Annotated in this window: 14 protein-coding genes and 1 other annotated feature; of the genes, 9 read left to right on the top strand and 5 right to left on the bottom strand. The window is 27.6% G+C overall.

Going from position 1 to position 17057, the window contains the following annotated elements; translation table 11 throughout:
• Positions 1 to 97 precede the first annotated feature (97 nt).
• The 3 genes from CM240_RS09205 (at position 98) to CM240_RS09195 (ending at position 4385) form a co-directional block, all read left to right on the top strand.
• Complete coding sequence (locus CM240_RS09205) at positions 98 to 1807, top strand: FUSC family protein (protein ID WP_044038607.1); 1710 nt, start codon at positions 98 to 100, stop codon at positions 1805 to 1807.
• Between the two features lie 93 nt (positions 1808 to 1900).
• Positions 1901 to 3022: an alpha/beta fold hydrolase gene (locus CM240_RS09200; RefSeq protein WP_156930532.1), complete on the top strand. Its 1122-nt coding sequence runs from the start codon at positions 1901 to 1903 to the stop codon at positions 3020 to 3022.
• A 259-nt stretch (positions 3023 to 3281) separates the two neighbouring features.
• On the top strand, positions 3282 to 4385 hold the full coding sequence (locus CM240_RS09195) for an alpha/beta fold hydrolase (RefSeq protein ID WP_044038605.1): 1104 nt from the start codon (positions 3282 to 3284) through the stop codon (positions 4383 to 4385).
• Positions 4386 to 4782: 397 nt separating this feature from the next.
• Here CM240_RS09195 and CM240_RS16905 read toward each other — a convergent pair whose 3' ends face one another.
• The 5 genes from CM240_RS16905 to ilvB form a co-directional block, all read right to left on the bottom strand.
• Complete coding sequence (locus CM240_RS16905; protein ID WP_278246584.1) at positions 4783 to 6591, bottom strand: sensor histidine kinase; 1809 nt, start codon at positions 6589 to 6591, stop codon at positions 4783 to 4785.
• A gap of 179 nt (positions 6592 to 6770) precedes the next feature.
• Positions 6771 to 7460 (bottom strand): L,D-transpeptidase family protein, encoded by a 690-nt coding sequence (locus tag CM240_RS09185; RefSeq protein ID WP_044038603.1) that lies wholly within the window; start codon positions 7458 to 7460, stop codon positions 6771 to 6773.
• 152 nt (positions 7461 to 7612) lie between these two features.
• On the bottom strand, positions 7613 to 8764 hold the full coding sequence (locus CM240_RS09180; RefSeq protein WP_044038601.1) for a DEAD/DEAH box helicase: 1152 nt from the start codon (positions 8762 to 8764) through the stop codon (positions 7613 to 7615).
• Between the two features lie 289 nt (positions 8765 to 9053).
• Entirely contained in the window at positions 9054 to 9344 is a 291-nt protein-coding gene (gene ilvN, locus CM240_RS09175; protein WP_044038599.1) for an acetolactate synthase small subunit, read from the bottom strand.
• A complete protein-coding gene (gene ilvB, locus CM240_RS09170; protein ID WP_044038597.1) occupies positions 9334 to 11013 on the bottom strand; it encodes a biosynthetic-type acetolactate synthase large subunit in 1680 nt (559 codons plus the stop codon). Before ilvB ends, ilvN begins: the two co-directional genes overlap by 11 nt.
• Before the next feature lie 45 nt (positions 11014 to 11058).
• Positions 11059 to 11314 (bottom strand) — a binding site (T-box leader).
• 351 nt (positions 11315 to 11665) lie between these two features.
• Here ilvB and CM240_RS09165 point away from each other — a divergent pair.
• The 6 genes from CM240_RS09165 (at position 11666) to potA (ending at position 17057) form a co-directional block, all read left to right on the top strand.
• Positions 11666 to 12667: an ABC transporter ATP-binding protein gene (locus CM240_RS09165; RefSeq protein ID WP_044038595.1), complete on the top strand. Its 1002-nt coding sequence runs from the start codon at positions 11666 to 11668 to the stop codon at positions 12665 to 12667.
• A 2-nt stretch (positions 12668 to 12669) separates the two neighbouring features.
• Positions 12670 to 13488, top strand: coding sequence for an ABC transporter permease (locus tag CM240_RS09160; RefSeq protein WP_044038593.1), 819 nt, complete (start codon positions 12670 to 12672; stop codon positions 13486 to 13488).
• Positions 13489 to 13490: 2 nt separating this feature from the next.
• Entirely contained in the window at positions 13491 to 14282 is a 792-nt protein-coding gene (locus tag CM240_RS09155) for an ABC transporter permease (protein ID WP_044038591.1), read from the top strand.
• Positions 14283 to 14394: 112 nt separating this feature from the next.
• Entirely contained in the window at positions 14395 to 14910 is a 516-nt protein-coding gene (locus CM240_RS09150) for a GNAT family N-acetyltransferase (RefSeq protein WP_044038589.1), read from the top strand.
• Positions 14911 to 15456: 546 nt separating this feature from the next.
• Complete coding sequence (locus CM240_RS09145; protein WP_044038587.1) at positions 15457 to 15996, top strand: helix-turn-helix domain-containing protein; 540 nt, start codon at positions 15457 to 15459, stop codon at positions 15994 to 15996.
• Between the two features lie 17 nt (positions 15997 to 16013).
• On the top strand, positions 16014 to 17057 hold the full coding sequence (gene potA / locus CM240_RS09140) for a spermidine/putrescine ABC transporter ATP-binding protein (protein WP_044038585.1): 1044 nt from the start codon (positions 16014 to 16016) through the stop codon (positions 17055 to 17057).

The following is a 17057-nucleotide window of genomic DNA, read 5'->3' as shown; positions in this document are numbered from 1 at the left end:
AAACATAAATTTATTATTTAATAGCTTAATTATATTATGAATATATATATAATCTCTTACAGACAATATTAATAAAAAAGTCATAGTGAGGATTAATATGAGTCATAACATAATAAAGAAATCAAATATAAATGTATATTCTATGGTTAAAAATGGTACTATAGCAGTTATTACATTATTAGGATGTGGAATATTTTTTGGAGTGAAAAATATAATGATAGCATTTCCCATAGCATTAACTTCAACAGTAATGGGAAGACAAAATTTACAAGTGAAAACTGTAAGTAAAATTATTAAGATAATGATAATTGATATACTTATTGTACTTGCATCATTTTTGTCATCAACTAATATTTATATATCTGTTCCAATTAATTTTATATCAATCTTTATAATAATGTATACTATTGTATCACCTTATGATTTAACTTTTTATAAGCCGTTTATAATGTTATATGTTTTTACTCAATATGCATCAGTATCATTAGAACAATTACCTTTGCGAATAGCTGCAGTAATATTTGGTGTATTATTAGTAGGAATTGGTTCTACTATAAAGAAAAAAGATGAAAAAGAGATTTTAGGCAATAGTATTGTAGAAGCTCTTCAGTTAATAGAAAATCAATGCAAAAATATAGCTATGAGAAAATTTGATAAAGATATAGAAATACGATGTTCTAAGATAATGAGATCAGTGGCCTATAAGGTTTATGTTACAAGACATAAGAGATACTTAACTACATATTTAGGGAGAATACAATTTAATCTATACATAAATGTAGAATATCTAAATATTTCATTAGTAAGAGTATATGAGAAATTATTAGATAATAAGATTGATAATGAAATAATAGATAGATTTTTAAATATAGTAGTTCTTATTAATAAATATATAAAAAGCAATGTTGCTGTAGATGATATATTAAGAGAAATATATATATTAGAGGATAATATAAAAAGTAAAACTAATTATTTTGATGAAGAAATGAAGGCAATAGAGAGAATATTAATTAATATAGAACGGCTTTATAACTTAAATAAAAAAGAAATAAATAAGATATATACTAAGTGGGAAAAAAGTGATATAGATGATTTCAATGTATATTTTAAAGAATATTTTAATAGGAATAGCATAAGATTTAAATTTTCAATGAGAATGGCGATAACTTTAACTATATCACTATATATAGGAGAATGGCTTGGATTTTACAAAATAATATGGGCAATTATAACGATTATGTCTATTATGCAACCATACTATGAAGATACTATCTTAAGAGCAAAAGAAAGAATAAGAGGGAATATTTTAGCTATTATATTTACTGCCACAATTATAAATTTAATAGATGTAAAATTTATAACTATAGCGATATTAATAGTTTCATTATATCTTTTGTATGGCTTTAAGGAATATTATAAAATTTCATTATTTGCTGCAACGGCATCTATATCTATAGCATCTTTAGCACAAAATATTAATCTTTTAGTATTTTATAGAATAATCTATGTTATTATAGGAGTAGCCTTTGTAGTAGTTGCTAATAAATTAATATTTCCATATAGATTAAGAGATGGTGTAGAGCAACTTAAGGAGAAAATTGATAGGTTAAAAAATGTTATTTTAAAAAGTTATGAATTACAAGATAAAGAATATATAAGAGATGTTATAATTCATTCTACATTGCTTTGTGAAAAATTGTATCTTAGAAATATACAATATAAAGATGAAAATATAGATGATTATATAAATAAAAGTAATAATCTTATCATTAATTATGGATATAGTATATTATATAATAGCAATTAGTTAAAGAAATATTATAAGAGTATCGATAATTTAATTATAACTAAACTTATTAATAGAAAGCATTATAGGAATGGCATAAGAAAGGAGAAGACTTTGAAGAAAAATAAAATTAGAAGTAAAATATTAATAGTAGTATCATTATTAATTACAGTAATTATGATAGGTATTATTTTTATTGATAAAAAAGAAAAAATAACTTATTCAAAAACTTATGGTGGAAAAATAGAAGAAAATATTATAGACGATATATACATATCAGAAGATAATTATATAGGTGATATGGAAGAAATTGTTGAACCATATTTAGAAGAAAATATGGAAGATGGATATTTTGAAGGTGAGAAATCTAGTTCAATATATTATAAGAAATATGTAGTTGAGGATGCTAAAGGTGCTATAGCTATTAGTCATGGATTCTCAGAATCTTTGGAAAAATATAATGAGATAATTTATTACTTTATTAAAAAAGGATATTCTGTTTTTGCAATGGAGCACAGAGGTCATGGTTTATCAGTTAATTTAGGTAAAGAAGATAAAACTCAAATAGATGTAGAAGATTTTGATTATTATGTGGAAGATTTTAAGACATTCTTAGATGAAATTGTAATGAAAGAAAAAGGAGAAGAAGAACTGTTCCTATTTGCTCATTCTATGGGAGGGGCTATTGGAACACTATTTCTTGAGAGATATCCGAATTATTTTGATGCAGCAGTGCTTAGTTCACCTATGTTAGAGATTAATACAGGTAGTACTCCTGCCCCAATAGCTAAATTAATTGCTAATCTTTACGATATCATAGGAAAAGGTGACAAATATGTATTAGGTCAAGAACCATTTAGTGGAGAATATGAATTCGAAGAAAGTGGTACTACATCTAAAAATAGATATGATTATAGTTATAATAAGACAAAAAATGATGAGAGATACCAAAAGGGAGGAGCTTCTTTTAGATGGCTTAAAGAGTCTTTTGATGCTACAAAAGAAGCATTGAAAAAAGAAAATGCATCGAAAATAGAGACACCTATTTTGCTATTTCAAGCTGACAATGATACATTTGTCAAACCTAATGGACAAGCTATATTAGCTAATGAAGTTAAAAATTGTGATGTAGTTTTTCTAAAGGGAAGTAAGCATGACTTATATAGACATTCTGATGACTTTTTAAGAGACTATTTAAATAATATATTTAAATTTTATGAAAATAATGATAAATAAAATAAATTTTTTTTTCCAATATATAATTAAAAATTAATTATATACAGTTTTTTGAAAAATATCTTAATGAAACTATTTTTAGTGGAGTTAAGATATTTTTTTATTAGACAAAAAAAGGAATTGAATACAATAAAATACTAAAGTTTTACAAATAGCAAAGATATAATAAATGCGAAATATATAAAATATTGTATAATATATAATGAATTTGAAGAAAGGAAGTGAGAAAAGCGGTCATTATAAGAATCGCGGAAACGGTATGAAAAAATTTAAATCTAAATTATTAAAGTTTTTATCAGCTGTAGTAATTACTGTTATTGCATTATCAACAGTAAGTTATGGTACAGTTTATGCAGAAGAAACAAGTGTGCCAACATCTGAAAAATTAGGTAGTCTTTTTATCAATGAAGATAACTTTATTGATACTATGAAAACTGTAGTAGAACCTTATTTAGATTCTATTACTAAATCAGGGTATATTGTTGGTGAAAATGAAGGAAAATTATACTACGAAACATATGTAGTTCCTAATGCTAAAGGAAGTATAGTAATAAGCCATGGCTTTACTGAAAATTTATCAAAGTACAGAGAAATGGTATATTACTTTACAAAACAAGGATATTCAGTATATGCTATGGAACATAGGGGACATGGATATTCAGTAAATTTAGGAGTAAAAGACTCAACACAAATCAATGTAGAAAAATTTGATTATTATGTTACTGATCTAAAAAAATTCTTAGATGAAATAGTAATTCCAAACAAGGGTGAAGAAAAGTTATTATTATATGCTCATTCAATGGGTGGAGGAATAGGAGCTAAATTCTTAGAGGATTATCCAGGATATTTTGATGCAGCTATTTTAAGTTCACCTATGTTAGAAATTAACACAGGGAATGTACCAAGTTGGATAGCTAAAATTATTGCTTGTGGTGCAGTAACTTTTTCTATGGCTGATAATTATGTAAGTGGACAAGGACCATATGAAGAAGTATATGATTTTGATGGATCAGGTGCAACATCAAAGAATCGTTATGATTATGCATATGAAATTACTTGTAATACAGAAGAATATAAAAAGGGTGGAGCATCTTATAGATGGTTACAAGAATCTTTCAATGCAACTAAGAAAATAATTGATAAAAATAACGCTTCAAAGGTGGAAATACCAGTACTTTTATTTCAAGCAGATAATGATACATATGTAAATGATGGAGGACAAAATACATTTGCTAAATACGCTAAAAATTGTGAATTAGTATTTGTAGAAGGTTCTAAGCATGAATTATATAAACAATCAGATGATATTTTAACAGGATATTTAGATAAAGTTTTCGAATTCTATGACAATAATGTACAATAAGTATGAGCTGTTGCACGAAGAGTGCGGCAGCTTTTTTTAGTAATTTTGATAGGCACAGGGATATGTCAGTGCACAGTACTGGAAGAAATTCCTGCGGAATTTCTTAAATTATAAGTGTTATATAAGTTAGACTATGTTTCTTACTTAGGTCATAGTTGATATACAAGTCAATACAGAAAGCTTCATGAAAGTTGCAATTTCATGAAGCTGTGGTTACAAATTATATTATATAGTAAACATGAAAACACTGTGCTGTCCGCAGGACTATAATAAAATTCCTCCCAAAGAGGAATTTTTACCTTACTTGTGCCCTGGCCTTCTAACCTGTGCTATGATAAAAAAGTTATCACTTACGAAAAATTATTCGTTATTGCGATGGACTCTTAAACTGTTAAAATTACTTTTCTTTAAGATCAGACATTTCAACTTTTATTAGTTGTTCAAGAGGTTGAATAGTTATATTATCATCATTTGTAACATTAGTAATAAAAATAGGAAGGGTGATATCAAATTTTGTGCCTATATTTTCTATACTAAAGACTTCTATTTTACCATAGTGTAGATTAACAAGACTATTGACAATAAAAAGACCTAGACCACTTCCTTCGTTATGTCTACTAAGTGAACTATCTACTTGATGAAATCGGTGAAAAACATTATCTATTTCATCATTAGGTATACCAATACCATTATCTTCAACAGAAATTATTACATTATCATTTTTTTTGTTAATGGAAACATATATTGTTCCTAAACTTTTAGTGAATTTTATAGAGTTAGAGATTAGGTTTAAAATAATGCGTTCAATCATGATTCGATCTATAGACATCATTATTTCTTCTTCTTCAGTATCAAAAATTATATTTACGTTATGTTCTTTAGCTAAATCGATTATAGAAAGTGTAGTATTTTCAACAACTTCTACTATATTATCCATAGCAAAGTTAGGTGTCAAAAATCCAGATTCAATTTTTGTTATATCTATGATATTATTTATGAGTTTTAAAAGTCTATTAGAGTTATTCTCAATATAATCTAGCTTCAAAAGTAAATATTCTTTATCAATAATAGATTTTTTTATTGAAAGAGAAATAAGTTTTGTCGTACTAAGAATTATATTTAATGGAGTTCTTAGTTCATGAGAGATAGTTGTTATAAAATTTGTTTTTAATCTATCATTTTCTAAAGCTTGATTTAATAAAATTTTATTTAAGGTAGCCGTTTTTTTATCACGGATATATTTAAAAATTGTAAATATGAAAACAAGTGTAATTATTATTAAGGTAGACCAAGTTAAGTATTTTAAAGGTCTTGGTAACAATAAATCAAATTTATTTTTATTAATATAGAGGCTACCTTTGGGAAGTAGTAATGGATTAATATTATAATAGTTTAAAGCATCATAATTAAACACAGTGAGGTAGAGGGAGTTATGTATAGAGTTCAAATTTTTTATATTCTCTCCCAGTAGTAATTTGCTAATAATTTCTCCAGCAATATATCCATGATTTTCACCAAATTTCATCACTCCTCCTACTGCACCAGCATATAAGTATGACGGAACTTTTGTATAAATAGGTGCATCTGTAATAGATTTTATTGAATCAATGATGACAGATAAATCAGATATAATATTTTCATCTGAAGATTTAAAGTCTCCCATAATTAAAATTGCACTTTGTGGAGAAGCGACTTTTTTCAAATTTATTAGTACGTTATCTAAATACTCTTCTTCTATAAAACTTATTTCAATAGGTTTTGATGTTAAATAGGATACAGAATTTATATTTTCTTTTATGATAGATGAATATTTACTTTTATCTGACACAATTATAAGATTTGATAATTCTGGATTTATATCAATAAGCATATTTAAATATTTTAAGTTGTCTTCTATTTCAAATACTCCAGTTATATATTCATTTTCTTTTTCAGATAAAGTAAAATGTTCATTTATACCTATAGAAACTACAGGAGTTTTATAGGCGAAGCTATTACTATTAAATATCATAGGCCGTATTAGAGTAAAGGCTTCATCATCTACAGTTAAAATTAAATCAATTTTTTGATTACTATATTTCAGGTTTAGTAAGTCTAAAAATCTATTTTCATACTCTTCACTAGAGTTGATTTTTACATCAAGATATTCTAAATCATAATTTATATTTTCAAAGGGTGATAAATTTTCTTTTAACCCATTTAAGATAGATTTTTCCCATTCATTTTCTGAACCGTAAGAATTGATAATAAGGATAGTATAATCAATATATTCATCATTACAGTATACTCTTATAGGAGTTAAAAAAATATATAGTATAAAAAATAAAAGTAGAGTAGTAATTTTTATACTTTTATAGTGTCGTTTAATAAATTACACCTACTTTCTTATTCGAATTTATAAAGTCCAATACTTTTTAAAAATTCACTATCTATCTCATTTTTTATTGGAAGATTATGTTCTTCTCTATATTCTAAAACTGCTTTTTCAAGAGTATAATCGTAAATCCCATCAATAGTATCAAAAAAATATCCCATACTACTGAGGACTCTTTCTACGTCATATACATCAGCGCCTTTATCATTAGGTTTTATAGTTCTTACATAGGGAGAAAAAAGCCAACTTGGTCCAGCTGAAACGATGACAGATGTTTCGTATTCCACTAGAAAAAATAATTCTTTAATATGATGATTAAACATTCTTATACATCCATTTGAAGCATAGCTTCCGATGGAATCGGGTCTGCTAGTTCCGTGAATACCGAAGGTATCCCAAGGGGCATTGAGTCCAAGCCAATATCCTCCAAATGCACCATCTTTCAAAGCTTTACTTGTTATTTTCCAAGTACCAATAGGTGATGGTGTAGTTTTTTTACCTAAAGCAACGGGATAAGTTTTAACTATCTCTTCTGTTGACTTATCTATTAATGAAAGAGTAAGACTATTAACATCTATAAAAATTAAATAATCATCTTTTGAATGAGTAGTTGAAATTAGATTTTCAGCAAATACTTTAGGGGTAAAAAGTGTATTAAACATTATGATAAAAGGAAGTAATATATTAATAAATTTTTTCATACCTTCACCTACATATAAATTTAGTGTCATATATAAGATTAGAAAAAATTCATAAAAATATACATCATAAAAGGTTAGAAATATGAAAAGTATTTCTAACCTTTTTTAGTGTCGATAAATAAAAATACAGATTTTATCGCTATAATAATATCTTACAAATCTTTTGGATTATATAATTTACCTTCAAATAGTACTTTTGGTTCTATTTCAATATTAAATTCTCTTTCGTAAATTCTTATGGCAGCAAGGTCTCGTTCATTTACAATAGATATGCAAGTTCCAGAAGCAGTACCTCTTGCAGTTCTTCCTGCTCTATGTAGATATTCCTTTGCTTTCACAGGAAAGTCTAAGTTAAATATATGAGTTACATCTGAAATATCAAGACCTCTTGCTGATAAATCAGAAGATACTAAAATGTTATATTTGCCGTTTCTAAAGCCATCTAAAGCATTTTTTCTTTGCTCTTTAGTCATATTTCCATAGATTCCAATAGCATTCTTTTTATGATAATTTAATTTTTGTGTTATAAATTCAATTTCGTGACCTTTATTAAGGAATACAATAGCTTTTTTAGGTTTTGTTGCATTTATAAGCTTTCTCAATGTTTCAAATTTATCTTTTCTATCACTTAAAATACACATGTGAGTTATGTTAGGATTTAAGGCCACTTTTGCTTTTGATTTTAAAATAACAGGATCTTTCATAAGTTCTGTTGCTGAAGCTAATACTTTATCATTTATTGTAGCAGAGAAAATCATAAGTTGACGGTCTCGCATAGTAGTTTTAATAATTTCTTTTATAGGTGAAATTTTTTCTTCTACTAGAAGAGAATCAGCTTCATCTATTACAATAGTTTTAAGAGTATGAGGTTTAAATTTCTTTTTCTTTATAAGATCTAATATTCTTCCAGCTGAACCAACTACTATATGAGGTTTAATTTCTTTAATTTTCTTTATTTGCTTTTCAATACTAGCTTCTCCAATTATACTAAGTGAAGTGACAGGAATTTCAGAATTTTTGGCTAGCAACTTAATTTGTTCCGTTATTTGAATAACTAACTCATGAGTTGGAGCTAAGATAAGAACTTGTGACTCTCTCTTAGAAGTATCTATTTTCTGAAATAAAGGAGCAACGAAAGCTAAAGTTTTTCCGCTACCAGTATATGCTTCAGCAATGATATCTTTATTTTCTAAAACATTAGGAATTGTAAGAGATTGTATTTCTGTTGGTGTAGTTATACCTTGTTTTTCTAGACCTAATACTATATTTGAATCTAAATTTAGTTCATTAAAATTATTTTTCATAAATAATCTCCCTTGTATAAAATCAATAACTTAAGTTGTGATTAGTAGTTTACCACAAATATTTTATGATATGTAGTACATTATACTTTTATCAAAAATTATATCATGATTTAGTGAAAATATAAATGGAAAACAGTTGTCAGTGCACAGTGCACAGTGGAGGTTTATTTTCCATGGCGGAAAAATATTATAGTACTGCGGATGGCAAATGTATCTGATAGATAGTAATGAAAAAGGGCTCGCTTAGGAATTTAATCATTAATGCGATAGCCCCTTGTGATTTTAAAAATTACTTAATAAACAATTGATCTAAATTATAGAAAACAGAACAATCATAGTCATGGTGTATTTTTACTTCTATAACATCATGAAGTTTCTTTAGTTGTTTAGTAATCTGTTCAATAAGTTCATCATCATTAACTAATAAGAACATAGTACTTTTGCTTCCGTCGCCGATACCTCCACATAATATTCCTTCTAAGTTGAAAGCTCTTCTTGCAAAGAGGCCTGTTATATGAGACATAACTCCAGCATGATTATTAACTAATAATTCTATTATACAGTGTGGTTTAATTTCCATTTAATTCTCCTCCAATCATTTCAGTATTAGCAGCTCCAGGAGCTACCATAGGGTATACATTTTCAGTTTCATTTATAGGTATAGATATAACATAAGGTCCTTTTTTAGATAAAATTTCTTTTAGCTTTTCTAAAGGACTATTTTCTTTTCCAAGGTCGCAGGTCTCAATGCCGAATCCTTTTCCGATAATGGTAAAGTCAGGGTTACTAATAAATTTTGATGCCATATAATGCTCATTATAGAATAATTCTTGTTGTTGTCTAACTAGTCCAAGATGTCCATTAACAAAGATTATTACTTTAACATTCAAATTAAAATCTTTTAATGTAGCTAATTCTTGGATGTTCATTAATATAGAACCATCTCCACTAAAACAGATAATATTTTTATCATCATTAGCTAAAGCGGCACCTATTGCTGCCGGAAGGCCAAAGCCCATAGTACCTAATCCACCGGAAGTTAAAAGGGTACGTGGTGTATTAAAAGAATAACTTTGTGCTACCCACATTTGATGTTGTCCTACATCTGTTGTAACAATCGTAGTTTCTGGAACTATATCATGAATATATTTAATCATATTTATAGGATGAAAAATATCTTCCTTCGGTGGAAGTACAAACGGGTATTTTTCTTTGTAACTTATAACTTCATTAAGCCAGTCAGTTCTAGGATTAGCGTTTATATAATGAATAAGATCTTCTAAAACAATTCTAATATCTCCAACAAGGGCATAATAAGTATCTCTTAGCTTGTTAATCTCAACTTCATCAATTTCTACATGAACTATTTTAGCGTTAGGACAAAACTTTCTTATATTACCAGTAGCTCTATCATCAAAACGTACACCAAATGCTAAAATGACATCAGCTTTATTGATAAGTAAATTTGTATATCTATTTCCATGCATACCTACCATTCCAAGATAAAGAGGATCATCAGTAGGAAAACTGCCTAGCCCCATTAATGTTAGGGCAACAGGGATATTACTTTTTTTAGCGAAGTTATAAAGTGCAGCAGAACCATTGGAATTAATTATGCCACCACCAGCATATATAATAGGCTTTTTTGAATTATTTATTATTTCGGCTATATCTTGAAGTTGATAATTTTCAGTGATATAGTCTTGCTCATAATTTAAATCTATATGTGGCCAAGTAGTTACTTCCATTTCTGCTAGCTGTACATCTTTTGGTATATCAATAACTATAGGACCTGGACGTCCATCCATAGATAGCTTAAAAGCTTCGGGAATTATTGTAAATAGTTCTTCTACAGAGTGAACAATATAATTGTGTTTTGTTATTGGTATGGTAAGTCCGTAAGTATCAACTTCTTGGAAAGAATCAGTACCAATGCAATCATAAGAAACTTGACCTGTAATTGCGATAATAGGAATAGAATCTAGCTTTGCATCAGCTATAGCTGTTAACAAATTTGTAGCCCCTGGACCTGAAGTTGCGAAACATACAGCTGGTTTTCCAGTAGATCTAGCAACACCTTGAGCCATAAATGCAGCCCCTTGCTCATGTCTTGCTAAAATGTGTTTTATATTACTTTTATAAAGTGCATCATATAGAGGAAGAATATATCCACCAGGAATTCCTGCTATTATTTCAATACCATGCAATTCTAGTAATTTGATTGTAATCTCTGAACCATTATATTTCATAAAATACACCCCTTTTTATTTATAATAAAAAAACCCTTCATCCTAAAAAAGGACGAAGGGTTTACTCCGCGGTACCACCAATTTTTGTATAAAAATACACACTCAATATAATACAGGTATTATAACCGATATTATTTCTCTTTTAACGGTGAGACTCCGTTTAATTCTACTTTTTACTAAGTAAATTTCGATTAAAAACTCTGAGGCTACCTTCTATATATTCTTCATGAGAAATTTCCAGCTAAACATCCTCTCTCTTTATTTACGGAATATATATACTCCTCCTCGTCATAGTTTCTACAATATGGTCTTGAAAAAATATTACAATAAAAACCTTTTAATGTCAATACAATAATTTTAAATGTATATAAAATACATTTAAAATAAATATTGACATGTAAACGGTATAGTGTTATTATTGTAACATGCTATTTGTAAAGGAGTGTTTAATGTGTATATTGAAGTTTTTAATTAAGCAATTTAATAATTAATTTATAAAGAATATTCATGTCTTTATAAATTGAACTTAATAAGAAACGCAATCATTAGACATTTATTATTAAAATAATAACCGTGCGTTTGCACGGCATTTTTTTAATTTCAAAAAGAACATATGTTCGACAATGTGTAATGGTGAGAGGTGGAGGTATATATGATAAAAGTAGAACACTTATCTAAGGAATTCAAAACTAATAAAAAGTATCCAGGGTTTAAAGGTGCGATAAAATCATTTTTTTCTAGAGAATATGTTGTTAAAAAAGCAGTAGAAGATATAAGTTTTCAAATAGAAGAAGGTGAAGTAGTTGGATATATTGGAGCTAATGGTGCAGGAAAGTCTACAACGATTAAGATGATGACAGGTATTTTAACACCAAGTAGTGGTAAAGTTCTAGTTGATGGATTAGTTCCATATGAAAATAGAGAAAAGAATGCAAAAAAAATAGGTGTAGTATTTGGACAGAAAACTCAATTATGGTGGGATTTGCCTATATCAGAAACATTTACTCTTTTAAGAGATATATATGAAGTTAAAGAAGAGGATTTTAAAGAAAGAATGAAATTTTTAAATGATGTATTAGGTCTTGAAGAATTTATGCTTACACCAGTTAGATCTCTTTCTTTAGGACAAAGAATGAGAGCAGATATAGCTGCTGCTCTTATACATAATCCTAAAGTAGTTTATCTTGATGAGCCAACAATAGGATTAGATGTTATGGTTAAAGAAAAAGTAAGAAGAGCAATAAAAGAAATAAATGAGAAGTTTGGTACAACAATTATACTAACTACCCATGATCTTAATGATATAGAGGAGTTATGTAATAGAATCATAATAATTGATAAAGGAAAGAAAATTTATGATGGGGGTATAAAAGAAATAAAAGAGAAATACGGAGCAATGACATCGTTAGAGTATCAAGTAAAAGAGTCAAATATAAGCAATGATATAAAAGTAGAGTCAGAGCAAACTTTAAATGATGATGATTTGGTGATTGTAACAAATGGAAATAAGATAAATATAACATACAATAAAAATAAAATTTCTTCATCTGAAATTATGAAATCTATTATGAATAATTTTGAAGTTATAGATTTTAGAATATCAGAAACAAGTATTGAAGATATAATAAAGAAAATTTATAGAACTGGGGTGTAGCGATGAAATATTTTAAAGAAGTGAAGACATATTTACCCTTTACTACTAATGCCTTTCAAGCACAATTAACATATAAAGCTAATACTATGATATTCTTTTGTGGAGAAGGAGTAATAATATTAGTATCTTACTATTTGTGGAAAGCTATTTATGGTAGTTCTACGAAATCTATTATTAGTGGGTTTAATTTTAATGAAATGATTATTTATATGTTATTAGCATTTTTGATTGGTATATTAACGGATATAGATGTATCAACAATGATATATAGAGAAGTTAAAGATGGGTCTATTGCAATAAATTTAGTAAGACCAATTAATTATTGTAAGAGAATGTTTTTTCAAGCATTAGGTAATATAGTATTCAATTTTGTATTAGTATTTTCTTTAGGCTTTATATTAGTGACGGTTTTATTTATCTCAATAGAACACAATTTTAACATATTAAATATAATTTTGTCATTAATTACAACGGTGCTTAGTATTATTCTTTCATTCTATTATAGATATTGTTTTGGTTTGTTGTCTTTTAAAATAACAAATATGTGGGGTCTTGCTCAAATTATGGGTGCAATATTTAGACTTTTATCAGGAGCGTTAATTCCATTATCATTTTTCCCAATGATAATGCAGAAGATTTTCGGATTGTTACCTTTTTCATCAATAATTTCAACACCAACGTTAATATATCTAGGAAAAATAGAAGGGATGGAGCTTATATTTTCTATAGGTCTTCAGGTAGTGTGGATAGGTATACTTATTTTACTATCAAGATGGATGTGGAATAAACTTATCACAGAATTAACTATTTTAGGAGGGTGAAAATGAAGCGATACGTTAAGTTATATATTAGATTTTTAGAGCAGTATATTAAGAGCTTAATGGAATATAGGATGGATTTTATTTTAGGATTAGTTGGATTTATTCTTGTGCAATTTACTGGAGTAATTTTTATAACTTTAATATTTAACGCAGTCCCAAGTTTGCAAGGCTGGAGTTTTTATGAAATATTATTTATTTATGGTTTTGCACAAATTCCAAGGGGAATTGATCATGTATTCACAGATTATCTTTGGATTTTTTCTTGGAAGACTATAGTACATGGTGAATTTGATAAATATCTTGTAAGGCCAATAAATCCATTGTTTCAAGTTATATCAGAAAGTTTTCAGCCAGATGGTTTAGGTGAAATAATAATAGGTTTTATATTATTAATTATGTCATCAATAAAACTAGGATTAACTTTTTCAATAGGTAAAATTTTAAGTTTCATAGTAGTTGTTTTATTTGCTACATTAATATATACAGCTATTAAGTTAGCAGTGACATCTATAGCATTTTGGGTTAAGTTTGCACAAGCATACTTATTTATGGCATATCAAATTAGTGATTTTGCTAAATATCCTATAGGGATTTATCCCAATTTTATTAAAGCTATACTTACAGGAATTATTCCGTTTGCCTTTACAGGATATTTTCCAGGAGCATACTTTATAGGAAAAGGAAGTTTTGTTGTGGGAATATGTCTTACAGTAGTAGTTAGTATTATTGCTATATCATTAGCTTACCGAATATGGTTAACGGGAATTAAAAGATATGAGAGTTCTGGTAGTTAAAGTAAAGACACTATAGGTTCTACTAAGAAATAGAAAGGGAAATAAAAATGAAATATCCATGGATAGATGAATATATTTTAATTAAAAAAAGGCAAGGAGAAATATTAAATAAATGAGAATAGAGACAGAAAGACTTATTATTAGAAATTATGAATTAATGGATAAAGAGGATTTATGTGAATATATGTTACAACGAGTGAATAGTGAATTTGAAGGATATCCAGATTTTACAGCAGAAAAGGCTGAGAGTGAAATAAAGTATCGTATGGAAAGTGACGAGTTTTATGCTGTTGAATTAAAAGATAGTAAAAAGGTAATTGGAAATATATATCTAGGAAAGAGGGATTTCAATAGTAGAGAGATAGGGTATGTTCTAAATGAAAATTATCATAGACAAGGATATATTACTGAAGGGTGTATAGCAGTAATTGAATATATGTTTAAAGCTGGAGTCCATAGAATTTACGCTGAATGTGCACCACAAAATACTCCTTCATGGAAGGTGATGGAGAAGGTTGGAATGGAGAGAGAAGCTCATTTCAGAAAGAATGTTTCTTTTCATAATGATGCTAATGGTGAACCTATTTATTGGGATACTTATGTTTATGCAATATTGAATAATATGTAAGAGGATAAAATTGAAAAAGTTTGCAGATAACAAGATAAATGAATTTAGTGAAATCTTAGATTGTATTAAAAAAATTTGAATATGTAAATAGGAAAGTGAGGAATATAATATGGGGATGTTAGCGTGCTATATTGAAGCTGATGAGAAGTTAATTAAAAAGCTATAGTAACTATTTATTAAATAAGATTATTACTGATACATAAGGAATACTACATTATTTTCAGTGATAAGATAGTAAAATAAACATAAAAGTATCTAGGCTATATTTCAACTTAACATTGAAATATAGCCTAGATTTATTTATAAAATAATATTTTAAATTTGTCTTACTTGGAAAGAATGAATGTAAATCGAAAAAATTTTAAAGGACTAATATATTACATAAATTTTATATAAATCTAAGCAAGAAAAAATATATTCTTTATAAGAATAATAAAATCAAAAAAACTATTGAATTAATATATAAAAATATATATAATCTAAAATGTTGTTTAGTAATTTTAAACTTAATGTTTATATATAATTACATAAAAAGGAGGTGGATTTGTGCAAATCGGAGAGAAAATAAAAAGACTTAGGATAGAAAAACAACTTACACAACAAGAGCTAGCTAATAGGTGTGAGCTTTCTAAGGGATTTATTTCTCAATTAGAAAATGATTTGACATCACCGTCGATTGCTACGTTAGTAGATATATTACAAATATTAGGCACAAATCTAAAGGAATTTTTTAATGATCAAGATAATCATAGAGTAACCTTTAGTAAAGAGGATATGTTTGAGACGGAAGATGAAGAAATTGGATATAAACTTATGTGGCTTATACCAGATGCTCAAAAAAATGATATGGAACCAATTATGGTTACATTAAGTCCGGGAGGACAATATGTGGAAGAAGAGCCGCATGCAGGTGAAGAGTTTGGATATGTGTTAAGTGGAACAATAAACTTACATATTGGAGATAAGAAGCATAGAGTTAGAAAAGGAGAAAGTTTCTATTTTAAACCTAAAGCGAATCATTATATATCAAATGCTGGAAAGAATGAAGCAAAGGTTATTTGGATAAGTACTCCACCATCATTTTAGAATAGAGGTGTTTTTTTATGAGTGAGAAAATTATAGAAATTAAAAATTTGTCAAAGACGTTTGCAGATAATGTAGTGTTAAATAATTTAACATTAGATATTGAAAAAGATGAATTTCTTACTTTGCTAGGACCTAGTGGATGCGGAAAGACTACTTTATTAAAGATATTAGCAGGGTTTGAATCTGCTGACAAAGGTGAAATTTTATTTAATGGTAAAAAAATAAATGATATACCTTCTTATGATAGAACTATTAATACTGTATTTCAAAAATATGCATTATTTTCACATATGAATGTATATGAAAATGTGGCTTTCGGCCTTAGAATAAAGAAATTACCTAAAAATGAGATAGATATAAAGGTTAAAGAAATGCTAAAACTTGTAGCTCTAGAAGGATTTGAAAAAAGAAAAATAGATTCTTTGAGTGGTGGGCAACAACAAAGGGTAGCGATTGCTAGAGCTTTAGTTAATGAACCTAAAGTATTGCTTTTAGATGAACCATTAAGTGCATTAGATCTTAAACTTAGAAAAGAGATGCAAATAGAGCTTAAGAAAATACAAAAGAAGGTTGGTATTACATTTATATTTGTAACTCACGATCAAGAAGAGGCACTTACTATGTCAGATAAAATAGTAGTTATGAATAAAGGCGTTATTCAACAAATGGGAACTCCACAAGATATATATAATGAGCCAATAAACTCATTTGTAGCAGATTTTATTGGTGAAAGTAATATTGTACCGGGAGTTATGCTGGAAGATTATAGTGTTAAATTTCAATCTCATACATTTTCATGTGTTGATAAGGGATTTAAAGAAAATGAAGATGTAGAAGTTGTTATAAGACCAGAAGATATAAAAATGGTAAAAGAAGAGGAAGGAATGCTTAAAGGAAAAGTATTATCATCTATTTTCAAGGGTGTTCATTATGAATTAGAAGTTAAAGAAAATGAGACTACATGGATAATACATAGTACAAAAACATATCCTGTTGGATCAATGATTGGATTAGATATATATCCTGAAGATATTCATATTATGAGAAAAGAGGTAGGTTAA

The organism is Clostridium bornimense (genome assembly GCF_000577895.1).
GTDB lineage: Bacteria > Bacillota > Clostridia > Clostridiales > Clostridiaceae > Clostridium_AN > Clostridium_AN bornimense.
Note: the sequence above shows the minus strand (reverse complement) of the source record. Positions and strands in the feature narration are given on the sequence as shown.